General features: G+C 59.3%; 13 protein-coding genes and 2 riboswitches. Of the genes, 4 read left to right on the top strand and 9 right to left on the bottom strand.

All coding sequences use genetic code 11. From position 1 onward, the window contains the following. Nucleotides 1-22: 22 nt before the first annotated feature. The 4 genes from AC0IYN_RS27840 to AC0IYN_RS27825 form a co-directional block, all read right to left on the bottom strand. A complete protein-coding gene (locus tag AC0IYN_RS27840) occupies nucleotides 23-517 on the bottom strand; it encodes a DUF934 domain-containing protein (RefSeq protein WP_406597445.1) in 495 nt (164 codons plus the stop codon). Beyond that, nucleotides 501-2,159, bottom strand: coding sequence for a nitrite/sulfite reductase (locus AC0IYN_RS27835; protein ID WP_406597444.1), 1,659 nt, complete (start codon nucleotides 2,157-2,159; stop codon nucleotides 501-503). The genes AC0IYN_RS27840 and AC0IYN_RS27835 overlap by 17 nt, the downstream gene beginning before the upstream one ends. Nucleotides 2,160-2,621: 462 nt before the next feature. After that, nucleotides 2,622-2,840, bottom strand: coding sequence for a DUF2970 domain-containing protein (locus tag AC0IYN_RS27830; protein ID WP_458375110.1), 219 nt, complete (start codon nucleotides 2,838-2,840; stop codon nucleotides 2,622-2,624). 97 nt (nucleotides 2,841-2,937) lie between these two features. After that, the gene (locus AC0IYN_RS27825) at nucleotides 2,938-7,791 is read right to left on the bottom strand and encodes a dermonecrotic toxin domain-containing protein (protein WP_471844277.1); all 4,854 of its coding nucleotides are present in this window, start codon (nucleotides 7,789-7,791) and stop codon (nucleotides 2,938-2,940) included. 219 nt (nucleotides 7,792-8,010) lie between these two features. Between AC0IYN_RS27825 and AC0IYN_RS27820 the strand changes: the two genes are divergently transcribed. After that, entirely contained in the window at nucleotides 8,011-14,964 is a 6,954-nt protein-coding gene (locus AC0IYN_RS27820) for an NEL-type E3 ubiquitin ligase domain-containing protein (RefSeq protein WP_471844275.1), read from the top strand. Nucleotides 14,965-14,968: 4 nt separating this feature from the next. On the opposite strand, the gene metH is transcribed toward AC0IYN_RS27820, so the two are convergent. After that, nucleotides 14,969-18,679 carry a methionine synthase gene (metH, locus tag AC0IYN_RS27815; RefSeq protein ID WP_406597440.1) on the bottom strand — a complete coding sequence of 1,237 codons (3,711 nt, stop codon included), beginning with the start codon at nucleotides 18,677-18,679 and terminating at the stop codon, nucleotides 14,969-14,971. Between the two features lie 166 nt (nucleotides 18,680-18,845). On the opposite strand from metH, the gene AC0IYN_RS27810 reads away from it, so the two are divergent. Next, a complete protein-coding gene (locus tag AC0IYN_RS27810; RefSeq protein WP_471844273.1) occupies nucleotides 18,846-21,137 on the top strand; it encodes a fatty acid cis/trans isomerase in 2,292 nt (763 codons plus the stop codon). A 598-nt stretch (nucleotides 21,138-21,735) separates the two neighbouring features. Next, on the top strand, nucleotides 21,736-22,320 hold the full coding sequence (nfuA, locus tag AC0IYN_RS27805) for a Fe-S biogenesis protein NfuA (RefSeq protein ID WP_003173594.1): 585 nt from the start codon (nucleotides 21,736-21,738) through the stop codon (nucleotides 22,318-22,320). 247 nt (nucleotides 22,321-22,567) lie between these two features. Here nfuA and cobM read toward each other — a convergent pair whose 3' ends face one another. The 4 genes from cobM to AC0IYN_RS27785 all read right to left on the bottom strand — a co-directional run bounded on the left by cobM (nucleotide 22,568) and on the right by AC0IYN_RS27785 (nucleotide 24,677). Beyond that, nucleotides 22,568-23,314 (bottom strand): precorrin-4 C(11)-methyltransferase, encoded by a 747-nt coding sequence (gene cobM / locus AC0IYN_RS27800; protein ID WP_406597438.1) that lies wholly within the window; start codon nucleotides 23,312-23,314, stop codon nucleotides 22,568-22,570. A 69-nt stretch (nucleotides 23,315-23,383) separates the two neighbouring features. Continuing rightward, the gene (locus AC0IYN_RS27795; protein WP_457238665.1) at nucleotides 23,384-23,776 is read right to left on the bottom strand and encodes a cobalamin biosynthesis protein; all 393 of its coding nucleotides are present in this window, start codon (nucleotides 23,774-23,776) and stop codon (nucleotides 23,384-23,386) included. Next, entirely contained in the window at nucleotides 23,773-24,477 is a 705-nt protein-coding gene (locus tag AC0IYN_RS27790; protein ID WP_406597436.1) for a CbtA family protein, read from the bottom strand. The genes AC0IYN_RS27795 and AC0IYN_RS27790 overlap by 4 nt, the downstream gene beginning before the upstream one ends. An 11-nt stretch (nucleotides 24,478-24,488) precedes the next feature. Continuing rightward, nucleotides 24,489-24,677: a CbtB domain-containing protein gene (locus tag AC0IYN_RS27785; protein WP_027606475.1), complete on the bottom strand. Its 189-nt coding sequence runs from the start codon at nucleotides 24,675-24,677 to the stop codon at nucleotides 24,489-24,491. A 97-nt stretch (nucleotides 24,678-24,774) separates the two neighbouring features. Beyond that, nucleotides 24,775-24,981, bottom strand: a riboswitch (cobalamin riboswitch). A gap of 77 nt (nucleotides 24,982-25,058) precedes the next feature. Beyond that, nucleotides 25,059-25,258, top strand: a riboswitch (cobalamin riboswitch). A 93-nt stretch (nucleotides 25,259-25,351) separates the two neighbouring features. Here AC0IYN_RS27785 and cobW point away from each other — a divergent pair. Beyond that, nucleotides 25,352-26,413: a cobalamin biosynthesis protein CobW gene (gene cobW / locus AC0IYN_RS27780; protein ID WP_078048105.1), complete on the top strand. Its 1,062-nt coding sequence runs from the start codon at nucleotides 25,352-25,354 to the stop codon at nucleotides 26,411-26,413. The last annotated feature ends 1 nt before the right edge of the window (nucleotide 26,414 follow it).

Genomic DNA, 26,414 nt, shown 5'->3' with positions numbered 1-26,414 from the left:
GGGCTTTTTCATACGCCAATACTCAGCGACGACGGAACAGCGGCAGCGGTTCATCCGTGGCTGCCTGGTACGTCACCGAGAAGTCCTTGAGGCTTTCCAGCGCTTCGTAGGGGTCTTTGTCGGCGCGCAGGGCGAAGGCATCGAAGCCGCAGCGGCGCAGGTAGAACAGTTGGTCGCGCAGCACGTCGCCAATTGCGCGCAGTTCGCCTTTGTAACCGTAACGGTCACGCAGCAGGCGCGCGTTGGAGTAGTTGCGACCATCGGTGAAGGCCGGGAAGTTCAGCGCGATGACCTGGAAGTGTTCCACGTCGGCACCGATTTCCTCGGCTTCTTCATCGGCGTCCAGCCACACACCCAGGCCGCCGTCGCGGGCCTTGAGGGCGTGACCGTGTTCGCGCCACAGCACCAACGGCACGATCAGGTCGTCGCAGTTGGAGATGCCGTCGAAGCTCGCGTCCTTGGGCAGCAGGTGCCAGGTTTCGTCGAGGACTTCGTTGTTCTTAATGATTCGCTGCATAGACGCGCTCCTTGAACAGGTCAATGCCGATGCGCTGGTAGGTGTCGATGAAACGCTCATCTTCGGTGCGCTGTTCGATGTACACGTCGATCAGCTTGCCGATCACCTCAGGCATGGCTTCCTGGGCGAAGGATGGGCCGAGGATCTTGCCCAGGCTCGCATCGCGGCTGGCGCTGCCACCCAGGGACACTTGGTAGAATTCTTCGCCTTTCTTGTCCACGCCCAGGATGCCGATGTGGCCGACGTGGTGGTGACCACAGGCGTTCATGCAACCGGAAATGTTCAGGTCTAGCTCGCCGATGTCGAACAGGTAGTCCAGGTCGTCGAAACGGCGCTGGATCGATTCGGCAATCGGGATCGACTTGGCGTTGGCCAGGGAGCAGAAATCGCCGCCCGGACAGCAGATGATGTCGGTCAGCAGGCCGATGTTTGGCGTGGCGAATCCGCCTTCGCGCAACTCGCCCCACAGGGTGAAAAGTTGGCTCTGCTCAACGTCCGCGAGAATGATGTTCTGCTCGTGGGAAGTGCGCAGTTGACCGAAGCTGTAGCGCTCGGCCAGGTCGGCAACGGCGTCCAGCTGCTTGTCGGTGATATCGCCCGGTGCAACGCCGGTTGGCTTCAACGACAGGGTCACTGCGACATAACCCGGCTTCTTGTGCGCCAGGGTGTTGCGGCCACGCCAGCGGGCGAAACCTGGATGCTCTTGGTCAAGTGCTGCGAGCTCGGCGTCCTGATTGCTCAGGGCCTTGTACTCGGGGTCGACGAAGTGTTTGGCGACGCGGTGCACTTCGGCTTCGGTCAGGGTGGTCTGGCCGCCGCGCAGGTGTTCCATCTCGGCGTCGACTTTCTGGGCGAACACCTCAGGGGTCAGCGCTTTGACCAGGATCTTGATCCGGGCCTTGTATTTGTTGTCACGACGGCCATAGCGGTTGTAGACCCGCAGGATGGCGTCGAGGTAGCTCAACAGGTCCTGCCACGGCAGGAACTCATTGATAAAGGCGCCGACCACCGGCGTACGGCCGAGGCCGCCACCCACCAGTACGCGAAAACCCAGCTCGCCGGCTGCGTTGTGCACCGGCTCCAGGCCGATATCGTGCACTTCGATGGCCGCACGGTCCGAGGTCGAGCCATTGATGGCGATCTTGAACTTGCGCGGCAGGTAGGCGAATTCGGGGTGGAAGGTGGTCCACTGACGGACGATTTCGCACCAGGGGCGTGGGTCGATCAGCTCGTCGGCGGCAACACCGGCGAATTGGTCGGTGGTCACGTTGCGCAGGCAGTTACCGCTGGTCTGAATGGCGTGCATCTGCACGGTGGCCAGTTCAGCCAGGATGTCCGGCACATCTTCCAGCGCCGGCCAGTTGAACTGTACGTTCTGGCGAGTACTGATGTGGGCATAGCCTTTGTCGAAGTCGCGGGCAATCTTGGCCATCATGCGCGTCTGGCGCGACGTCAGTTGGCCATAGGGCACGGCCACCCGCAGCATCGGCGCAAAGCGCTGAACATAAAGGCCATTTTGCAGGCGCAGAGGGCGGAACTCTTCTTCGCTCAGTTCACCTGCTAGGTAGCGTCGGGTCTGATCACGGAACTGCTTGACGCGGTCCTCGATGATGCGCTGATCGTATTCGTCGTATACGTACATATAGGTCCTGTTCTCGGCAAATCTGCGCGCACGGCCGCGCACTCCCAACGGAGCCGGCGCACGATACCAGTTTGCGTTTATGCGCAAAAGTGATGTTTGAGTATATGCAAATAACCAAATTGACTAATGAGAACGGTTATCGCGATACCCACATTTGTCATGCGGGCAATCGTCGACTTTACTGTGATCGTGTCTGAACGTTATCACCTATAAAACCGACAAGAGGCGATGCGATGAGCAATTCGACAAAAGCCCGTAAGCCCGACAGTACCGTGGACGCCTGGGCCATTCTGTTCTTGATAATCCTGGTGGTTGGCACTGCCGTGTTCTGGGTCAGCCACCAGTAGTCATAGATACGGACCCCTGTAGGCGCTGGCTTGCCAGCGATAGCCTCACCTCGGTTGTCAGCCACACCGCAGTGAGGCCATCGCTGGCAAGCCAGTTCCTACAGTCAGGTTGGGTTTATACGCCAGCCAAGTGCAACACCAGTTGCACGATGCCAAACAGCGTCAGCGCGAACACCGCCGTAAACAAAACCCCCAGGATCACAAAGTGGCTGGGCTTGCCGTGGGTGAAATCCCGCGCGCGGTTCTTGCCGCTTTGCACGCCAAACGCGGCGGCCATGACGCTGTGGAGCATCTGCCAGAAGGTCGGCGGTTTGTTGTCGATTGGATCGTCCATACAGCCCTCGTCAGCAAGATCATCCCAAAGAGCATAGACAACCTGTCATCCAGCACCTCATCGATCACCGATGATGCTCGCTCCAACTTAGCCCCTATTATTGCGCCAGCTTGAAAAACAAATCGTTATCCAGCGGCGCTTTGATCACGGCTCTTTCCAGGTAAATCACTTCACGGTTATTCGCTCGCGCCCGTTCGATCAATTCTTTGAGTGTGTAGGGCCGATCCTCTACGGTCTTCAAATGGCCGAAGGTACTTTGCTGGACGGGGGTGTCGACGGAGGGGTAATGGAAATGGGCGTACCACAGAATGGTTTCCTCGTACGGTTTGCCTTGTGCAATTTTACGTTTGTCGCGCACGGTATATTCGTCGAGGAAGTCGCCCGCCTTCAGTGGGACGCGACGTTTAGACAAGTTGATATCGACATACTTGTTTTTCCACAGATAGGCAACTTTGAACGCTTGGGGACGCTGCTTCAGGTAACCTTTGCTGCGTGCCTCAACGGCCAACGTTTTTAAGGCATTCGACTCGGCACGGTATTCGTTTATCAGTTCAGTGGCCTTTGAGGCGGTGCTGTGTTCGCGTTGAATTTCATCGGCCAATGCGTCCATCTTGTTCGCGTGCTGGGTCAGCATGTCGTCCCAGTCCAACGGGGTTACGGCTTCGCGTTCCGAGGGGTTCTCGAGCTTTTTCTGTTGGGCGCGTATCGTGTGCTCAATCCCCGCTTTTTGAGCGATCAGGGTGCGCGCATTGCCCGTAATCTTTTTCAACGAACGCGTGACCTTTGGTTTGGGCGGTTCGACCGGCGCGACCGGCGCGGCCGGGACGACCTTAACCCATACCCCTTCACTGGCGTGTTCGTGATAGGTGGCAATGGGTTGGTCGGTGATAGGGTCTTTGATATCGACAAAATTGCCGGGTGCGTCAGGCTGACTGGGGCGTAACTCACCAATCAGGTGTTGATTGTCTCGGGTTTTGATCACTCTGCGGTTAGCGTTTTTGGGGCGTTTGGCTTTTTTGGGCTCTGGCAATGGGGCGATTTTTTCTTCAGCCCGGATCAAATCGGCTACCTGTTTTTCAGCGTCCGAGCGCATCTCGCTCAAGAGTTCCAAAAGCGGTGCTCGATACTCCTCGCGCAGCAACCGGGATTTCATTTCAGCTAACGAGTTAATTGCATTTTCCATTCGCTCTAACTCGTGGAGCACATTGCCGAGCACGGCAATTTGTTCGGACGGTGAATAGCCGCTGACCGAACTGACTTCCTTATGATACGAGAGGATTTTGGTGGCGGCATCGCGGTCCATAAGTCCGTTTCCGAAGTGTCGCTCCGCAGGAATGTCCGTTTCAATCGTACGATCGATGATCAACTCATTCAGCGTTATAAGTTGGAACCATCTTACGTTCGCTCGGGAGATGTCATCCGGCCCTGGCAAATAAGTTTCCAATCTTTCACGCAGCGGCCCTGAGTTCTCCAGCGTGACTTCGATTTGTTCTGCGGTCTTTAACTGATCATCGAAAATATCCCATCGTAGCTTCGCGTTGTTGATTAACTCATCGTAGCCAACTGTATTTTTTTCGGGCAGTTCTACATCGGTACGGAGCAAGAGTTCAAGGTAATTTTCACCAAGCTTGCTGCTAAAAGTGTTACTGATGTAGGTACTATTGAATGTAAACGATGACACGTGATACTGGAAGTTTTGCTCTGTTAACTTGTTTAGCATGTCTTGAAGGGCCGCTGCCGTCCTGTCCAAGCTCATTAGTTTGGTGACCTTTTCTGACACCTGTATACATTCCTCTGCAAAAGCCCGCGCCTTTGTCTGATATTCATGGGCTGCGTCTCGCCAGCGGGCCTGGGCAAGTTTCATGTTCTGTTGCCTTTGTATATGGCGTTCAGAAATTTTGAAGTACAGCTCGGGGGATAGTTGGGGGGGCCTGAGCCTTTCCCAATCCTCTCGCACTAAGCGCATGCTGGTTTCCATTTGATCCTCGGCAGTGAGCGCTGCATCATAAAGCCGTTTGGTAATGGCAGACTGTTGTACCGCCTCTTGGGTAAAGAGTTTCACTTCCGAATGCAGTTGAGCCAGATTTTCTTGGCGTTTTGCCTTCCATTCCGTTATTCGCCCTCTAGGCATGCCACCCTCCAACCGTGCCTGACGGTCCAGCCGCCAATTTCCCAGGTCATTGCGGGTCAGTTTGAAGCCCGGATGGTGTGCACGCTGCGGGTCAACCAGGTAAACATCGCCGAAACCCGGCACCACGCTGACTTGGAACAGCAGGCCGCCGACACTGGCGTGCCAGGCATCGCCGATACGGTAAAGCCCCTTGAGGCGGCCACTCGCTTCTGGCGGCGGCAAGGACGATGGCCACGGCACATGCACGGCGAGCAAAGCTTTCAGCAAGTTGGCGCCCGCCTTGGGGCTGGCAATCGAGCGGATGAAGTCCAATGCGGTATGGCCTCCCGCTGGAGGTTCTCCCGGCAACGCCACGGTGGCCTGTCGAACCTGAGCGACTCCCGGTTGAGCGGGCATGCCTGCAATACGGCGCAACGGCTTAAGGTGCAGAAGGTGATCGTGTTCCTCCAGCTTCGGCAAAGGTTTTGCGGCTCTTTCAGAAGGGGTGGCGCCATGCATCAGCACCATTGCGGTATTAAGCAACAGATCGATCAGTGCCAACTCGCGGCGGGTGGGGTCATCGCTGTCAAGGCCCTCCAAGTCCTCTTGCAGGCTGCTGACCAGTACCAGGAGCCAACCCGCCAACATTAAGGCCCCCCGCGCCAGCGGTAACAGCAGGGTGTTAAACAACAGCCAGGCCCCCTCCATCATGACGGCCCAGCGGCTTTCGCTGTTGGATACAGATGCTCTATCCGCCACGTCAACCAGGGCGCGGGCGGTACTGCCGAACAAATGGTTGAGCAACTTACCGTTGACTTGCGACTGTAACCATTCTTGCGCCCCTTCATCGATGGACAGCGTCGCGGGGGCAGGCTTTTCGCGGGTAACGAACTCATCTCCGGGCAGGAATCTGATGATGTGCGGCTCCTTGATCCCGCCGTGGTCGTAGACCGCACGCGCTTTGTCGCTCAGCCAGGTCAGTACGCTGGTTTGCAAGGCGCCTGGGCTGGCGAGTGCGTCCAGCAGGGCCTGACGCGTCGAGTATTGATGAAGGGCTTCGTCGTATAACGGGCGATACAGCAGGTGCGGGCCTTGATGACTGTCGCGGGGCTCGATCACGAAGAAATTGTTAACGATATCGGGTGGGGCACCGGCTTTTCGGCACAGGCCCAGGGGGCGCAGGACGATCTCCTGACCGTCGACGACTCTGTCGGCGGGTGTATAGCCCATCAATGCTTTTACATACCGATAGCCGGTGATGGTCACACCGTATTGCTGCCTGATCGCATACTCCAATGCCTGTATCGGCAGCTTGACCTTGAGCTCGTGGGTAAACAACCGCTCCCGGCGGCGTGCTTCGGCGGTGTCTGACAGCAACATCTCCTTGATCTTCTGTGGATAGTGGGTGCCGATGTCGACGCGCTGGATCAAGCCGGCGCTACCCAGCAGGTAGGTTTCGTTGAGCCAGTCCGGCAGAGCCTTGGTGCCTTTCGCAGCGAGCTTAAGCGTGCCTTTGGGCTTACCGGCGAGATTCTTCACGGCCAGTTCCGTCAGTGACATCTGTACATGCTCGATAAAGCCAAAACCGCCTGGGTAGCCTGCGGCCACTGCAAAGTCCAATATCACATCGTCGGGATCAAAATCAGCATGATCGGCCTGCATTTGTTTGCGCAGTGCGTCGCGGCTGAAGCCGTGGATAGTCTCAATACCCTCGTTGAACGAACGGCCCTGCTTCTGTTTCACCACTTGCGCCATATCCTGCGAGTGGCGCAGGTAGGCAAAGCGGTCATCGGCAGTCGCTTGCGCGAGGTGTTCGGGAAGCTGATCGTTGATCGTTTGCAGCTGCGTGGCAGGAGGCACAGGCACAGTGGTGAAATGCAAGGCTGGATCCGTGAGCGTATCCAGAGTGAGGGTCAGTGCCTCTTCACTTTGACCCTGGAATGACAGCGCCGCCAGGTCTTCCAGTTGCTGGTTGAGGATAAGCCCGGCCTGGCGTTCAAACACATTGCGTTCAGGCTCGTTGCGCCGCCAGGTCACGCTGTCGCACTGGAACTGGCGCTGCATTCGACTGCCCCAGCTTTCACCAAAGGCGTCAATCGAATCAAACGGCTCGATGACGCCGGCCACGCTGTACAGCAGCACCTGCTTGTCGCGAACCAGCAACAGGTCGGGCGTGAGCAGGTGTTCTTCTTTCCCGTCTTTGGACAGCGTGGTTTCAATGAAATAGACATAGGTGGTGGGCGTGGAACGCGGCAGACGCTCCAGAAGTTCTGGCCAGGTGGCAGTGACGGTCAGCATGTCCCGTTGTAGGTCGGTCAGGCCTGAGTGGCCTGCTGCTGTGGCAGTCATCTGGCCGTTGAGAAACTCGCCCAGCCATTGCCAGCGGCTTTGTCCATGGCTGTCGATTGCGCTCCAATAGTCGGCCAGGGCTTGCTGGAAATAGAGGTAAAGCGATTCGGGCAACTCGTCGATGATTTGCGCAATGACCTGCATATCAATTGGAGGGGGGGCAGAAGGCTCAAGGGTCGTGGGTATTTGCTGCGTAAGGTAAAAGGGCAGCTCCCGGCGCGAGCGCAAATCCAGCAGTTGCGGGTTCACGACATGCGCGATAGCGATGTTTGTCAGCAGTGGGTAGGTATAACTGCCGGAGGGCGTAGGGCTCGCCAACCTGGTCGTGAGAAGGTCCAGTTCCAGCGTCCGGTAACGCTCCAGGATACGGTCGCGCAGGGTATTGAATACTACCGAGAACAAAGAGGGGCGGGAGGAGAAGCGCTTATGGATTGCCTGGGCGGGTATCTGGCTGAAAGCAGCGGGTGATGGGGGGAGGGTGGGTGCGGGCATGGCTAAATCCTTTTTTCTGTAGATCCCGGTATTGCTTGGCTGCCGGGTCAGCAGACCGATAATCGGTCTGCGACAGGAAATCGGATTTTTTTGCAGTGGCTGCGGTAAGGAGCTACCGCAACGGGCCCTGGGTGCTTAGCCCGCTACAACAGTGCACCGCTTTGAAGCGCATCGGGCGTGGTTTTCTGAAGCTTCTTCATAACGCCTCAGGAATCCATCATGCCCACCGCTGTATTTCATGCTCCTTTCATCAAGGCCAATCTGCCTGGATGGGTCAAACATCTGGCCGCATCCGATATCCAGGCCTTGCATCGCGCCCGCGACCCGGTGCAGCAATTCAAGCAGACCTTTCCCGAAAAATTCGCCGCCGCCAGCCCGCAACTGCAAAAAGCCTTGACCGACAGCGGTGTTCAGCGCCAGGCGTCAAGCCAGGCACTGGCCAAGGCGCTAAAAGATTTCAAAGGCATTGCCGAGTTTGCTGAGCCGCTGCTGCTCGAAGCCATGCGCAAACAGTTTGCCCTGGCACCCGACGTCAACAAGACCATGCTCTACCATATGCGCAAACACAAACGTGCGGACAAGCAAACGTTGTTGCAAGCGGCGCTGCGTAATTTTGAAGCCGATGAGTCGTTTGACGAATCTATGGGAGGGGAAACCAGCGCGCTGGCGCCAGTTGGAGCATTGGATGAGGTCTTTTCCACTAATGATGACTGGACGTGGTTGGGCGTACGCTATCACCTGCGCGACAAGCTGGCGATCAAGCCAGCAGAGTTCGCCAGCCTGTGCCGCGAACTGGATTTGGGCAAGCAGTACCAGGCACACCTGAGTACCGTGTTTGAAACACCCGCTACGGCGCCACAGGTACGCCAGCTCACGATTGCGTCCAACAAAGATACGTTGCGCTTGCAAACCCATATCGCCCGAATGCGCAGTGAAATAAGCGAAACTGCCTACACAACGTTGCAAGCGATACTGGATGGTTCGCCCGCACCCACTTTTCATGGCAGGTCAGTTGTTTACAGTCAATTGAATATGCTGGGTTCGGACGTGAGCGACGTGTTGATTATCGGTACCGCCGCACGCAAGGGGAATGTACTCACTGATTTCATTATTCCCGTACCCTCAGTGTTCGAGTCGTTTCTCGACTACAGGCGCATCATCGTGTGGATCCCGGGCGACCCTCTGGAGCCGGTCAAGGAGTACCGCTCGCCCAAAGAGTTTATTGTGCGGTTGGCGGTCAGACTGCGCGCACCAGACTATCAACGTTTTTTTACCGGTTTCTTGCCCCAGGATGAAGCCCAGGCATTTTTGCACCGACTCAAAAGCCAGCTGAAAGTCTTGCGGTGGAACCCGAATCCCGTATACCCGGGGCCGAACTACAACCCCAAGTCCTTCGCCAACGGGATTTACGAGCGTGTCTGGAACGACAATGTCAATCTGCACGCCAAAGAGTCGTTCATAGACGCCGAAGTGTTTGGTCATCTCTACGAAAAGCACCTTGCACGCGTCAAGTCCAACGCGAAACTGTTGGCGGTGCCCACCGCCCAGGTTGATCACACTGCATGGATCGATCGCCTCATGCACTGGGCCGAGTGGGGGTTGAACGTACTTAACGTCGCCGCGTTCTTTGTACCTGGGTTGGGCGAGGTGATGATGGCTGTCACCGTCGTGCAACTCGGTTATGAGGTTTATCAAGGGGTCGAAGCCTGGAGCGTCGGTGACAGCGAAGAAGCTTGGGCGCACCTCACCTCGGTCATACAGAACGTCGCGTACATGGCGGCACTGGGGGCCGTGGCGGGCAAGGCACCCCCTATCTTGCCGTCGAAGTTCGTCAATGGGATGGCCCGGGTGAAATCGCCGTTCGGCAAGCTGCGTTTGTGGCATCCGGACCTTGCGGCGTATAAGAGTAATGTTTCGCTAAAGGGCCTGACGCCCAATGCGCTGGGGCAGTATGAGATAGCCCGCAAGACTTATATTGCGCTGGATGGCAATACGTACGAAACGATCTTCGACCCGGCGGCCAACCATTGGCGCATCAAGCACCCTTACGCGATAGATACCTATGAGCCGATTTTGCGGCACAACGGGCACGGTGCCTGGCGTCACAGTCTGGAGCGACCACTGGAATGGCCGCGTCTGGCTCTGCTGCGGCGAACCGGGCCGCACATGGATCTCTTCACCGACGCACAAGTGGATCGGATCGCCGAGGTCAGCGGGTTCAGCGACGATGCCCTGCGTGCGATGCATGTTGACAATCATGCTCCCCCCCCGGCGTTCATGGAAACGGCGCGGTTGTTCGAGATCGATCGACAAGTGGACGAGTTGATCGGAAATATCCGCGATGGGGGCAGCCTTGGGGAGCCTGGCCAGTTCATTGTTCCGCTGGCTGTGGAAATGCCCCGGTGGCCGGTCGAGGTGGGGGTCGACGTTATAAGCAGCCCGGAATCCTGGGCGACTTCAATGCACTACGGCGCGGACAACGCACCCCGGTCGATCATCATCACCCGGTCAGAGGTCGCTGCCGGGAAGTTGCCGGAAAAAATTCTCGCAGGCCTCGACGAAACACAGATCACCCATTTACTGGGCCAAGAGAGTGCACAGCCGGGCGCGGACCGTTTGCAGCAACTCAAGGGTCGCCTAGCTGATCATGCACAAAGCCGACGAAAATCATTGTTCGACAGCCTGCTGAGCAAGCAAGCCGCACCCGATGCCGATACGAAGGCGCTCCAGCGCAGTTTCCCGTCGCTGTCGCCAGAGGCCGCGCAGCATGTGCTGGGCGGTGCCAGCGTCGACGAGTTGAGCCAATTGCGCAGTACCGGGAGCATTCCCGTGCGGCTGGCCAAGGCGATCCGGGTGCAGGTGCATCAGAGCAGCTTGAGTAGGGCGCTTGCCGGCTTGTACGTGGAGAACCTGGCGTCCGCGGCCAGTGATCGGTTGGCGTTGCACTGCCTGGAGCAAATGCCCGGTTGGTCGGCGGATGTTCGGGTAGAAGTACGCTCCCTTGGTATCAGCGGACCGCTGGTGGACAGCATTGGCAGTGAACAAGCATTGAAGCGGTTTTACCTGATCAAGGCAGGGGATGCTTTTGTGATCATGGACGCCGAGGGCAAGGCGCTGAACAGCGCTGCGAGGTATGGCCGAAATCTGTTCGAGTCGCTGCTGGAAGTGCTCCCTGAGGCATGGCGGGTCTCACTGGGGGAGTGGCCGAGCGCCGACTTGCGCCAACAGGTGGCTGACTATGCGTGCAGCCATCGTGATGCCATGTCGCGAATCCTCAGGCGCGAACCGCTCAAGGCTGGCGCGGGGCGTCTGGTGCGTACGCCGGGCCGGTTTGCCTACTTGGCCAGCGGTGAAGTTGCAGGCTTCGTCGATGAGCCATTAGTCGCCAGGGTGCGGGATGTTTATCCGAACATCGATGATGTTCAGGCGTTGCAGTTCATCAGGTCGCGCCGGCTAGACGGTGAAAGCGATCAGCAGATTTTCCACGCGTTGGAGAACCGTCGCAGGGAGTTTGAAGGGTTAAACACGGTACTGGATAGCTGGGTCGCAGGTGCTGCATCGCAGTCTCGGGGAGGCTTGTTCGGGTATGGCCGACGTGAATTCGCCGATCGGATTATTGCCTGCTGGCGAGGTGGGCTCTATCGCGGGCTGAAGCCTGTGTACACGCTTGACCTGGTTGGCGCCGACACATTACCGGCGTGGGCTGCCGACTTTTCCCACGTACGTGGCTTGCGGGTATACGGTACCCAGCTTGCCGATGACACGCTTTTGCCGCGCTTTAGCGCGTTAGAGAGCCTTAATATTACCGCCGGTACGCAAAGCATGGCAGTTCTGGCTGATCAGTTGCCCGCGCTCAACCGCATTACCAAGCTCAGCCTATCTACGCAGGTGGGACACTTTGACTATTCACCGCCATTGATCCAGGCGCTCGAGGGCATGACTCAACTGGAAGGGTTGCATTTGAGCGGGAGTCTCCCAGCGTTGGACTACAGCGCGCTGACAGCCTTGCGTCAGGTATCGCTCGATGGAAACCTAAGCGAGTGGCCGACCAGCCTCCTGGCGCTCGACAAGCTTGAGTCGGTGAACCTGTGGGGCGCGAATATTTCATCGCTGCCCGATGCACTGTTCAGTGGGCATGAACGGTTATGGCGTGGCTTGTCGTTGAACTGGAGAGCCCTGGATCCACAGGCGTTCATGAAGGCCTTTGAGTATTTGCATCAACATCCGGCTCATCTGGTGGATGAGGAGCAGATGGTGGGGGAGTACTGTAGGGGCCGCCTTGAGAAGCTGATTCCCCGCGCACGTGAATTCCCGACCGACGCCCTCTCAGCCTTCCAGAATGAGGGGCTGTCCGGCCGCGAGTTGCTGGCGAAGATCGAGGCGATGGAGCAGGAATACCACGACTGGAATGCGCCTCTGGTGCAGTGGGAAGGCGTAACCGGGCCATCGATCGATGGCGAGCGTATGCCCGCCTATCATCGCGCGGAGCTTGCAGACAGGCTGCGGGTCTGTTGGCGTAATGCGCAGAGGGCCAAGTATATGCCCCGCGAGCCTGTCACGGAGCGGCACGCAGGCATCTCATTTACCGTAACAGAAGAGACACTGGACTTGTCGACGCATGGTGCGCCAGGTGACTTGCCAGCGTTGAACGAAGTCGTATTTACGCAAATACGTCGCCTGAAACTGGCAAGCGCCAAACTGACAGCCACACAGCTAAATGGGTTCCTGAGTCAGTTTCCTCACTTGCGTGAACTCGACCTGAGTGGCAACCGTTTGACCGAGCTGCCCCAGGCGCTTGGGGAGCTGGCGCAACTTTCCGATCTTGATTTGTCTGGCAATGAACTGACGATCACCGCATCGACACAGGCGCGGTTGAACCGATTGAGTGCTTTGCAGCGGCTGAGCCTGGCTGGCAATCGCGTTCGCAACCTGCAGGTCACTTCGCTCACCGAGCTGACTTCGCTGGACCTGGCGCGGACCCAAATTAAAGTATGGCCGGAGGGTGTGCTGAGCCTGCCAAGACTCGGTTTCCTGGACCTGAGTTACAGTGCTGTCACCAGCATTCCCGATGCTGTGTGGGTGGGGCACGAAGCACTGCTGGCAGGTACTAAATTGCGCGGTTGCCGTTTAAGCCGTTCGGCATTGGCAAGCGCGCAGGAATTTGCCGTACGTAACGGCCCTGGAACCCCACTGGGAACCATGTTCGTCGATCCGTTCGGCATCGAACGGCGCGTGCTGGCTGCCGGCAGGACCGGGGGCGATCCGCAGTTCTTCCCGGTGGAGGTCGCAGAGCACCCGGACCTGTTGCTGCCAATGCCTGGCGCAGAGCCAGAACTGCCGTTGACATCCGCCGAGCGCCTGCAACGGCTGGACCCACAACTTGACACAACCCAGGCCGTTCAGCGAATAGACACGTGGCTTGCGCAAGAGGTGAGCGCAGTGGACATCGACGCCGCGCTACGCCAGTGGCAGGCGCAGCACGCAACAATGACCCGGGACCTCAATGCTTGGATTGATCGCCCGGCGATCCGTAACCGTGACGGATGGGCGAACGCCACCGACCGCCGACGCGCCGCTGATCGCCTGCTGTTTTGTTGGCGGGAGACACTGCGTAATGTGCCTGCCGCACAGCCTGTGGCTGAGTCTAGTGTTGACTTGAGCGAGCTGAACCTGGGGGACTTGCCGACGCTGGAGGTCACCTTCAGCCATGTGGGCGCACTGGACCTGAGTCGTACCCGGCTTACGAGTGCTCCGGACGCATTTCTGCGCGCGTTTCCCCGATTGAACCGCCTGATGCTCAATGGCAACCGACTGGGTGCATTGCCCGAGCCCGTCACGCATCTGACCGACCTTACCCATCTGGGCATCAACAATAACGCGCTGCATGCGCACGAGCCATTGCAGCGCGAACTGCGCACCTTGACGCGTTTGCAAGTATTGGACTTGGGAGAAAACCGATTGGACACGTTTGACGTGACGGGGCTTGACCGCTTGCAAAGCCTCGATTTGCGCGCAAATCAGTTGACCACCTGGCCGATAGGTGTCCTGGAGGCACCCGCGCTGACTCACTTGAACCTGGGCGCAAATTCGTTCGTAAATATTCCGCCCTCTGCATTTGAAGCGCAACATGCGGCCTTAATGGCGGGTACTGACTTGTCCGATAATTCGTTGGTCGCTGAAGATTTAATCAGCCTGCGTGATTACCAGGGCCGAACGGGAATTGAGTTGGGTTGGAGCACCGCAGAAATTGAGCGCAGTTTGGAGAGTTTCCACGCGAGTTCGTCCGATGAAGAGGACGTTGGCATTCACCCTGGGCAGGAAACCCCGCAACAACGTAAAGCCCGTTGGTTTGACGGCGTAGCGACAGATTCCGAGAAGCACGAGATGTGGGACACGGTGATGTCCACGGACAGCACGGGGGATTTCGGCGAAATCCTGGCGCAACTGCGTCATACACGCGACTTCACCCAGGATCGCGCCGGTCTTGATAGGCGCGTCTGGGACGTAGTGGGAGGGGCGTACGCCGATCTGGAACTACGTGAACGGTTGATGGGCATCGCCCAGGCTTCCAGGCACCGCCAAACCTGCGGGGACGGCCGTATGTTGCTATTCAATGCATTGGAGGTCGAGGTGTATGAGTTCAATGCCCTGCGCGATGTGGACCCCACTAACAAGGGCCGCGCCCTGCTGAAACTGTCCAGGGGGTTATTCCGTCTGGCTCAGTTGGAAGCGATCGCCCTCGAACGCATTCGGCTCAACCCCGGCATCGACCCTGCGGAAATTCGCCTGGCCTACCGCGTCGGCTTAGCCCAGCGGCTGGAACTGCCGAGGCAGCCCCGAGGCATGCTTTTTGAACAAATGTCAAGGGTGCAAGCGGCGGACCTGGACGTGGCCTATCGAAAGATTCTTGAACTGGAGCAGACACCTGCATTCTGCGAGCAACTGACTGCGCGCCCGTACTGGAAAGAGTACTTGCAGGAGAAATATCCCGACGACTTCGCGACGCTGCAACAAACCCGTCAAGACAAAGCCTCGGCATTGGAAGATCAATACCCCGAGTTTAGCCCGGAGTACTTCCAGGAAATTGACGCCCTGGATAAGGCCAACGAGACCGAGCAGCAGGCATTGATGAATGAACTGTCAGCGCGGGAAATCGCCGCGCTGGGTAGTTAGTCGATCAGTTGTCATACCCCAGGTTCGGCGCCAGCCAGCGTTCGGTCACGCTGAGGTCCTGGCCTTTGCGTGCGGTGTAGCTCGCCACTTGGTCCTTGTCGACCTTGCCCACGGCAAAATACTGCGCCTGCGGGTGGGCGAAGTACCAGCCGCTGACCGCCGCTGCCGGGAACATCGCGTAGTGTTCGGTGAGGAACACGCCACTGCGACCGGCGTGCATTTCGCGGGCCTCGGGGTCGAGCAGTTGGAACAGCTGGGCTTTCTCGGTGTGATCCGGGCACGCCGGGTAGCCTGGGGCAGGGCGGATGCCGCTGTACTGCTCCTTGATCAGCGCCTCGTTGTCCAGTTGCTCGTCCTTGGCGTAGCCCCAGTGTTCTTTACGCACCTGTTGGTGCAGCCACTCGGCGCAGGCCTCGGCCAGGCGGTCCGCCAGGGCCTTGACCATGATCGAGTTGTAGTCGTCGCCAGCGTCCTGATAGGCCTTGGCGACTTCTTCGGCGCCGATGCCGGCGGTGGTGATAAAGCCACCGATGTAGTCGGTTACGCCGCTGTCCTTGGGCGCGACGAAGTCGGCCAGGGAGAAGTTCGGTTTGCCGTCGGTCTTGATGATCTGCTGGCGCAGGTGGTGCAGCCGCGCAATCGGCTGGCCATCGTCGCCGTAGACTTCCAGGTCATCGTCCTGCACCTGGTTGGTCGGCCAGAAGCCGAACACGGCACGGGCGCTGATGAGTTTTTCGTCGATCAGCTTCTTGAGCATGTCCTGGGCATCGGCGTACAGCGCAGTGGCGGCTTCACCGACCACTTCGTCTTCGAGGATGCGCGGGAACTTGCCGGCCAAGTCCCAGGAGATAAAGAACGGCGTCCAGTCGATATATTCGGCCAGCACCTTGAGGTCGATATTGTCCAGCACCTTGGCGCCGGTAAAGGTCGGCACCACCGGGGTGTAAGTGGCCCAGTCGAACTGCGGCTTCTTGGCGATGGCCGCCGGGTAGCTGAGGCGCTCAGTGCGTGCGCTGCGGTTGGACGTGCGCTCACGCACGTCGATGTATTCCAGGCGGGTCTTCTCGACGAAGCCGGCCTTGAGTTCCTTGGACAGCAACTGCGTGGCCACGCCCACGGCGCGTGAGGCGTCGGTGACGTAGATCACCGCATCGTTGCTGTACTTGGGCTCGATCTTCACCGCCGTGTGCGCCTTGGACGTGGTGGCGCCACCGATCATCAGCGGCAGGTAGAAATCCTGGCGCTGCATCTCGCGGGCCACATGCACCATCTCGTCCAGGGACGGCGTGATCAGGCCGGACAACCCGATGATGTCGCACTTCTGCTCCTTGGCCACCTGCAGGATCTTCTCCGCCGGCACCATTACGCCCAGGTCGACGATGTCATAGCCGTTGCAACCCAGCACCACGCCGACGATGTTCTTGCCGATGTCGTGCACGTCGCCCTTCACCGTGGCCATCAGGATCTTGCCCTTGGCTTCCGGCTTGTCGCCTTTTTCCAGCTCGATGAACGGGATCAAGTGGGCCACGGCCTGTTTCATCACTCGGGCGGATTTCACCACCTGGGGCAGGAACATTTTGCCGGCGCCGAACAAGTCGCCGACGATGTTCATGCCGGACATCAGCGGGCCTTCGATCACTTCGATCGGGCGCGCGAACGACAGGCGCGATTCCTCGGTGTCTTCAACGATGTGGGTGGTGATGCCTTTGACCAGTGCGTGTTCCAGGCGCTTGTTGACGTCCCAGCCACGCCATTCCTCGGTCTCGGCTTCCTTGACGCTGCCGTCACCCTTGTACTTGTCGGCAATGGCGAGGAGGGCATCGGTGCCTTCCGGGGTGCGGTTGAGCACCACGTCTTCCACGGCGTCGCGCAGCTCGGTCGGGATCTGGTCGTAGATCTCCAACTGGCCAGCGTTGACGATACCCATGGTCAAGCCGTTGCGGATCGCATACAGCAGGAACACCGAGTGGATCGCCTCGCGCACCGGGTTGTTGCCCCGGAATGAGAACGACACGTTGGACACGCCGCCGGAGGTCAGCGCATACGGCAGTTCGTCACGGATATAGGCGCAGGCATTGATGAAGTCGACGGCGTAGTTGTTGTGCTCCTCGATACCAGTGGCGACCGCGAAGATGTTCGGGTCGAAGATGATGTCTTCCGGTGGGAAGCCCACTTCGTTTACCAGGATGTCGTAGGAGCGTTTGCAGATTTCTTTCTTGCGCGCCTCGGTGTCGGCCTGGCCGGCTTCGTCGAACGCCATTACCACCACCGCAGCGCCGTAGCGCTTGCACAGCTTGGCGTGGTGGATGAACTGCTCCACACCTTCCTTCATGCTGATGGAGTTGACGATGCCCTTGCCCTGGATGCACTTCAGGCCGGCCTCGATCACTTCCCACTTGGAGGAGTCGATCATGATCGGTACGCGGGAGATATCAGGCTCGCCGGCAATCAGATTGAGGAAGGTCACCATGGCCTTCTTCGAATCGAGCATGCCCTCGTCCATGTTGATGTCGATTACCTGGGCGCCGGCTTCCACTTGCTGCAGGGCGACTTCGAGGGCTTCGGTGTAGTTGTCTTCACGGATCAGGCGGGCAAACCGCGCGGAACCGGTGATGTTAGTGCGCTCGCCGACGTTGACGAACAACGAGCTGCGGTCGATGGTGAACGGCTCCAGGCCCGACAGTCGGCACGCCTTGGGAATGTCCGGGATCGCACGCGGTGCATAACCGGCCACGGCCTTGGCAATGGCTTCGATGTGGCCCGGCGTGGTGCCACAGCAGCCGCCGACGATGTTGAGGAAGCCGCTCTGGGCGAATTCTTCGATGACCTTGGCGGTTTCCGAGGGCAGTTCGTCGTACTCGCCGAATTCGTTCGGCAGGCCGGCGTTGGGGTGCGCGGAAACGTGGGTGTTGGCCTTATTCGACAACTCTTCCAGGTACGGACGCAGCTCGCTGGCGCCCAGCGCGCAGTTGAGGCCCACCGAAATCGGCTTGGCGTGGGCCACGGAGTTCCAGAACGCTTCGGTGGTCTGGCCCGACAACGTGCGGCCGGAGGCGTCGGTGATGGTGCCGGAGATCATGATCGGCAGTTCGACATTCAGCGCTTCGAACACCCCTTGCACGGCAAAGATCGCGGCCTTGGCGTTGAGGGTGTCGAAGATGGTCTCGATCAGGATCAGGTCGGCGCCGCCCTCGATCAAACCTTTGGTGGCTTCGGTGTAGTTTTCCACCAGCTCATCGAAGGTCACATTACGGTAGCCGGGGTTGTTCACGTCTGGCGACAGCGAGCAGGTACGGCTGGTCGGGCCGAGCACGCCGGCGACGAAACGCGGCTTGGCCGGGTTTTCGGCGGTCTTGGCGTCGGCGATCTTGCGCGCCAGGCGTGCGCCTTCTACGTTTAACTCGTAGGCCAGTTCTTCCATGCCGTAATCGGCCATGGAAATGCGCGTGGCGTTGAAGGTGTTGGTTTCGAGGATGTCGGCGCCGGCATCCAGGTAGGCTTTTTCGATGCCGCCGATCACGTCCGGACGAGTGATCACCAGCAGGTCGTTGTTACCCTTGACGTCGCTTGGCCAGTCGGCGAAGCGTTTGCCACGGTAGTCCTGCTCTTCCAGTTTATAGCTCTGGATCATCGTGCCCATACCGCCGTCGAGGATCAGGATACGTTCCTTGAGGGCTTGATGAAGGGCTTGCAGACGAACGCTACGATCGGACATGGGACTACTCTGGTCAGGCATTACGGAGGGCGTGGATCATAGCAAACCTGTGCCGATTTAGAGCATGCGCAGGTTTTGCATGAATATCGTTCATGTTGTTGTGGGGGATGGCCCGGTAGAATCACCGGCAATTTTTCAGCGCACGCATTGAATCGGGACCGGATACATGTCACTTCGCCTCATCACCAGCGCCGTCCTGGCACTGGTCGCCTGCCTCGCACAGGCTGACGGACCCGCCCCGGCGATTTCGTATACCCGCGACATTCAACCGATCTTCACCGAAAAATGCGTGGCCTGCCACGCCTGCTACGATTCCGCCTGCCAGCTTAACCTGGGCAGTGCCGAGGGCGCGGCGCGCGGCGCCAGCAAAATGCCGGTGTACGACGGCGAACGCAGCCAGGCCACGCCGACCACCCGCTTGTTTTATGACGCCTTTGGCAAGCAAGCCTGGCAGCAGAAAGGCTTCTATTCGGTACTGGACGCTCAAGGCAGCCAGGCCGCCCTGATGGCGCGCATGCTGGAACTGGGCCATAACGCACCGCTGCAACCCAATGCCAAGTTGCCGGACGACATCGTGCTGGGCCTTAACCGCGAAAACATGTGCGCCATGCCCGGCGAGTTCAATGCCTACGCCGGTGCCCATCCCAAGGAGGGCATGCCGCTGGCGGTCACCGGGCTGACCGACCAGCAGTACCAGACCTTGCAGCGCTGGCTCGCGTCGGGTGCGCCAATCGATGCACAAGGCCTGGCCCCCAGCGCCCGGGAAGCCCTGCAAGTGCAGCAATGGGAAAACCTGTTCAACCAGCCCGGCGCCCGCGAAAGCCTGGTGACGCGCTGGTTGTTCGAGCATTTGTTCCTTGCCCACATTTACTTCGAGAATGGCGAGCCGGGGCATTTCTTCCAGTGGGTGCGTTCGCGCACACCGAGCGGACAACCCATCGACCTGATCGCCACGCGCCGTCCCAATGATGATCCGGGCACCCAGGTGTACTACCGCCTATGGCCGGTGCAGGGCGTGATCGTGCATAAGACCCACATCACGTACCCGTTCAGTGCTGAAAAGATGGCGCGTATCAAAGCGCTGTTCTACGCCGGTAACTGGCAGGTCAACGCCTTGCCGGGCTACGGCCCTGGCCGGCGCGCCAACCCCTTCGAAACCTTCGAGGCCATCCCGGCCAAGGCGCGTTACCAGTTCATGCTGGATAACGCCGAGTACTTTGTGCGCACCTTTATTCGCGGGCCGGTGTGCCGTGGGCAGATCGCCACGGACGTGATCCGCGATAACTTCTGGACCCTGTTCCAGGACCCGGACCACGACCTGTACATCACCGACGCGCGCTATCGCGGCCAGGCCACGCCTTTGCTGGCCATGCCGGGGCAGAACGATGACGTCGGCAGTGTGCTCAGCCTGTGGCTGGCCTACCGCGACAAACGCAATGAATACGAGGCCCTGCGCCGTGACAGTTACGCCGACCTGCCGCCACCGAGTTGGTCGAGCCTGTGGGCGGGCAATGACAATGCCTTGCTGAGCATTTTCCGCCACTTCGACAGCGCCTCGGTGACCAAAGGGCTGATTGGCGAGGTGCCGCAGACGATGTGGCTGTTTGACTACCCTTTGCTGGAGCGCACGTATTACCAGTTGGCGGTGAATTTTGATGTGTTTGGCAACGTGTCGCACCAGGCCCAGACCCGGTTGTACTTCGACTTGATCCGCAATGGCGCCGAGCAGAACTTTTTGCGCTTGATGCCGGCCGATTCGCGCGATGGTTTTATGGATGACTGGTACCAGAACAGTGGCAAGCTCAAGCTGTGGCTGGATTACGAGGCTATCGATGACGACAAGCCTACTGGGCTGCACCTGGACGAAAACGATCCGAAGCGCGATTTTGCCAATCAGTTGCTCAGCCGTTACGGCGATTTGAACGCCAGTCCGGATCCGATCAATCGCTGTAGCGGTGCTTATTGCTCGCGTGACGGTGTTGATCCGGCGTTGCAGGATGCGGAGCAGGCGCTTAGTCGCTTGACCTCACGGCCGGCTGCTGGGCTCAAGGTCATCGACCAGTTGCCCGAGGCCACGATGCTGCGTGTCGAGACGGCCGGCGGTAAGCGCGTGGTCTACAGCATGTTGCGTAACCGTGCCCACAGTAATGTGGCGTTTCTGCTGGGGGAGGCATATCGCTATCAGCCGGGCCTGGACACGGTAACCGTCTATCCGGGTGTGTTGAGCAGCTATCCGAACTTTATGTTCAATATTCCGGCGCAGGAAGTGCCCGAGTTTGTGGCTGAAATGGAGCGGGCCAAGGATGCCAAGCGGTTTGAGATGATTGTGGATCGTTGGGGGGTGCGGCGTAGTCATCCGCTGTTTTGGCAGTATTTCCATGATTTGTCGGAGTACATTCGAGAGACTACGCCGGTTGAGGAGGGGGTGTTGGATATGAATCGGTATGAGAATTTGTGAGGTTTTTTTGGAGTGCATATCCGTTATTTGGGTGATGGCTGGTATGGGTTCCGCCCTTACGGCGGCCCACGGATTCAAGCCTGCGTTCGGCCGTGTTTGACGGGGCGCCTCAGATCAAGATCAAGAGCGACTCGCTTCGCATCGTAGATACGCGGTCCTTGTAGGAGCCGGCTTGCCGGCGAAAAACGTGAGACCGCCGCGTTTATCCAGATGCCCCGCATCATCGTTAACGACCATCGCCGGCAAGCCAGCTCCTACAGTGGACCGCGTTTGTTTTTGCCTTTGCTCTACACCACTCAAGCCGGCTGTCAGGCCGCTGTGCTTTTGCTTTTGATTTTGATCTTCGGCCCCCCAAATCACTGTCGGATTACGGGCACACCGAGCCTAGGCGAGGTGCCGAGTGTTGGGGCAAGAGCGCTTGGGTTACTTTCGCGCTTTTCGAAAGTGACCCGCCGTAAGGGCGGAACCATAAGCCGCCGTCACCCAAATAACGGATATGTACACCCCCCCAAACAAACCTATCCCGACAAAAACACTAGGACTTTGTACCAACGTAATATTTTGGCGTAAACTGCCGGCAAGCCTGTGAGGAGTTTCCATGACTGCCATAACCATTACCGACGCCGCCCACGATTACCTGGCTGACCTGCTGTCCAAGCAGAACACCCCAGGTATCGGCATCCGCGTCTTTATCACCCAGCCCGGCACTCAATACGCCGAGACGTGCATTGCCTACTGCAAGCCAGGGGAAGAGAAGCCTGAAGACACCGCCCTGGGGCTGAAGAGCTTCACCGCGTATATCGATGCTTTCAGCGAAGCTTTCCTTGACGACGCCGTGGTCGACTACGCCACCGACCGCATGGGCGGCCAATTGACCATCAAGGCGCCAAACGCCAAGGTGCCGAACGTCAACGCTGACAGCCCGGTCAACGAGCGCATCAACTATTATCTGCAAACCGAGATCAACCCTGGGCTGGCCAGCCACGGTGGTCAGGTGAGTCTGATCGACGTGGTCGAGGACGGCATTGCCGTGCTCAAGTTCGGCGGCGGCTGCCAGGGCTGTGGCCAAGCGGACGTGACTTTGCGTGAAGGCATCGAGCGCACCTTGCTTGAGCGCATTCCGGAGCTCAAGGGTGTACGTGACGTGACCGACCACACGCAGAAAGAAAACGCCTACTACTGAGTAAGGTGTTCACTGCAAACAAAAAAACGGCGCCCCGTGAGCGCCGTTTTTTATGCTTAAAATTCAGCGTCTTACGCTGTTCACCTAATACTGAAGATTAACTGTAGGAGCCGGCTTGGCGGCGATAGCGGCGTGTCAGTCAACAGATTCGGCAGCAGATACGCCGCGATCGCTGGCAAGCCAGCTCCTACAGTATCAACGTATTCAAATATATCAGTGAGTTGCGGTCATTTTGTGAGGTTGTTTGTCACGGTCGGTAAAGGTGTGCATGCCCGGCCCGATACAACGAGGACTCACTGAAACTATCATTGGCCAGCACCCGACCCACCACAATCAATGCCGTACGTCGAAACCCTTTCGCCGCCACTTTCTCGGTAATGTCATCGAGGGTGCCGACTGCCCAATCCTGATCCGGCCACGTCGCGCGGTGCACCACGGCAATCGGGCAATCCGCGCCATAGTGCGGCAGCAGTTCGGCGACGATCTTAGCCAGGTGGTTGACCCCCAGGTGGATCGCCATGGTTGTGCCGTGGCGGGCCAGGCTGTCGAAGTCTTCACCGGCCGGCATGCTGGTTTTATCAGCGTAGCGGGTCAGGATCACGCTTTGGGCGATGTCGGGCAGGGTCAGTTCGGTTTCCAGCAGCGCCGCGCAAGCGGCTACCGCGGTGACGCCAGGGATGATCTGGAAGGGGATGTTCAGCTCGCGCAAATGGCGGATCTGTTCGCCAATCGCGCCATACAGGCTCGGGTCACCGGAGTGTACGCGCGCCACATCCTGCCCCTTTGCGTGGGCGGCCGTGATCAGGTCGATGATCTGTTCCAGGTGCAATTCGGCACTGTTGACCACCGTTTCTGCCTGATGACCTTCCAGCACGGCCGCTGGCACCAGCGAACCGGCGTAGATGATGACCGGGCAATGGCGGATCAGCCGCTGGCCTTTGACGGTGATCAATTCCGGGTCGCCGGGGCCTGCGCCGATGAAGTAGACGGTCATGGTAATTCCTGTCGAAAAACGGGCGAGCATGAATGTTATTCATGATCGGGGCGGGCGATTATCGGGATTTTAGCCGGCGCACGCCAATGCAAAGGTGGCGTGGGCGGTTTTTTTGCGGGTGATCAGCAGGCGGGCAGGGGCGTGACCGAGGTGTTCAGCCAATGCCAGGGCGGCGCTTTCAGCGATGCCGTAACAGCCGGTGTGGGCAAAAACCACCTTGGACTTGTGGCTCAGGCGGTTTTCGAAAACCGCCAGTTGCTCGGCGCTGAAACACTGCAACGTCAGGTCCAGTGCTTTGGCCAGCGCCAGCAGGCCTGGTTCGTCCTGTTTGCGATCGATACTGGCCAGCGCGGTGATGCGCTGGCGCTCGATACCGCCCTCGGCGAGGGCTGCATCAAACAGGGCCAGCAAGGCGTGAACATCACAACCGCGCTGGCAGCCCAGGCCGACCACCAGGATCATGCCGCGTAACGATCGTCACGGTTGCGGCGGAACAGCCACGCACTGATCAGACCCAGGGCCAGCCAGAATGCGACGTTGGTCAACTGCGAAGCGATCTTGAACTGGGCTTCCAGGGCTTCCGGGGCCAGCATCGAGTGTACTTCTGGCTGTGGAGCACCGATCACGTGCGGCACCACCAGGATCGCCACGCCCAGCGCTTTGAGCAGCCAGTTGCGACCGAACACAATCAGCGCGATACCGGCGGCGGTCGACGCGGCAGTGCCGATCCACCAGATCTGCCGTTGCGCCAGGTCTGCCGCAGCGGTGCCTGGCAGCTCGGGCGGCAGGCCCAGGGTTGGCGCCAGTACAAAGGTTGCGTAACCCGCCAGGCCCCAGAGCAGGCCTTGCGCCGTGCGGGTCGGCGCACGCAGGGTGTACAGGCCGGCCAGCATCAACGCAAAACCGACCGCGACCACCAGGTTGCCGCCGGTGGTGGACAGCACGCGTTGCCAGCCATCTTCGGGTTCCCAGGCTTCGGCGTCGTGGGTGTGGGCGGAGGCACCCTCGGTGTGCACATGGGCCACTTCGGTGGCGGCCGGGGCGTTTTCGTAGGTTTCCGCCTGCAGAATCAGCGGGGCGACCCAGAAGCTTTGCAACAGGGTCAGCAGCAGGGCGGCCAGGAGACCGGTGAAACCTGCGGTTTGCGCGATACGCTTGATCATGTCGGCAGGTCTCAGTGGCACGGGAACGCGGCGCTGTGGCGGGTATCGTGGGCGGCGTTGTGCACGGCCTCGATGTGCGAGAAACCGGCGAAGTACACCAGGCACGCGCCGAGGATCGACGCGCCGATGGCGGCGGTCAGGCGTTGGCTCAGGGTGGCGGAGCTGCTGGCGGTGTGCGAGGTGCTGCTGATGATCGACATGGCGCGTCCCTTCTGGGTGTCAGGGTGAAACGAGCGCATGAAAACCCCGCGAGCCAGGCACGCGGGGTTCTGAACAGCGCCCGCCCACCGCGGGTTTGTTATCTGATTTTTTCGGGCCGGTCTCCGGGCTTGCGAGGGGGCTCCTGGGGAGTCCTTAAAGCGTCGCCTTCCCATGCATCTGCACAGTGGCTGTGACACTTCGCTCGCTTACCGTTGCGGGGGCAGCACCGGACTGGTCATAACGCTATGACGCACCGGTTTCCCGTTTCACCCTGTGAAGGGCACCCGAAACAAGGTGTGTAGGAGAGCATGGAGGGATTGGGGGAGTCAATTGGGATATGTACCCAGCCACCCCATCATTGACCATCCCCCAAGCACTGCGTAGCCTTGCACCCTCGAGGTTCTTCAGCCCAGGCTGAAGCTAAGAAGGGAACGCGGTCCAAGCCGCGGCTGCCCCCGCAACTGTAAAGGGTTCATCTGACTGCCACGCCACTGCCATTACGGCGGGAAGGCGCAGCCAGCGCCGGTCGCATGACCCGCAAGCCCCAAGCCAGGAGACCTGCCTCGCAACCGATTTTCCACTTCAACCGGGCGGGGTGATCCGGTGACGAAATCCGCTGCTGCGTGCCGTCGCAGGGCCTATCGTCCCGTATGCCCGCCCCCAAGGGCATCCGATGAAAACACTGGCCAAACTTCCCGTCACCATCGTTACCGGCTTCCTCGGCTCGGGCAAGACCACCTTGCTGCGCCACATGCTCGACAACGCCCAGGGCCGCCGTATCGCGGTGATCGTCAATGAATTCGGCGAGTTGGGTATCGACGGTGAAATCCTCAAGCAGTGCTCCATCGGTTGCACCGAAGAAGAAGCCAACGGCCGCGTCTATGAGCTGGCCAACGGCTGCCTGTGCTGCACCGTGCAGGAAGAATTCTTCCCGGTGATGCGCGAATTGGTCGCCCGTCGTGGTGACCTCGACCATATCCTCATCGAAACCTCCGGCCTGGCCCTGCCAAAGCCGTTGGTACAAGCCTTCCAGTGGCCGGAAATCCGCAGCGCCTGCACCGTTGACGCGGTGATCACCGTGGTCGACAGCCCGGCCGTGGCCGCAGGCACCTTCGCGGCGTTCCCGGACCAAGTCGATGCCCAGCGCAAGCTCGACCCGAACCTGGACCACGAATCCCCCCTGCACGAGCTGTTCGCCGACCAACTGGCCAGCGCCGACCTGGTAATCCTCAACAAGAGCGACTTGATCAGCCCCGAAGACCTGGCCCGCGTGCGCCTGGAAGTCGCCGAAGAACTGCCACCCGCGGTGAAGATCATCGAAGCCAGCAGCGGTCGCCTGCCGCTGGACGTGCTGATCGGCCTGGGTGCCGGCTCCGAAGAGCACATCGACGGTCGCCACAGCCATCACGATCATCATCACGAAGGTGAAGACGATCACGATCACGACGCCTTCGATTCCATCTCCATCGACCTGCCGCAAGCCGACGAAGCGCTGCTGCTCGACGCCCTGACCCAGTTGGTGGTGCAACACGGCATCCTGCGTGTAAAAGGCTTCGCCGCAATCCCGAACAAGCCGATGCGTCTGCTGATCCAGGGCGTGGGCACGCGTTTCGACAAGCACTTCGACCGTGCCTGGAGCGCTGACGAGCCGCGTATTACGCGCCTGGTGCTGATCGGTCAGGACCTCGATGCGGCCGGCCTTGAAGCGCAACTGCGCGCCGCCCTCAGCGTTTAAC

It is taken from the genome of Pseudomonas sp. AC112, assembly GCF_979253545.1.
Note: the sequence above shows the minus strand (reverse complement) of the source record. Positions and strands in the feature narration are given on the sequence as shown.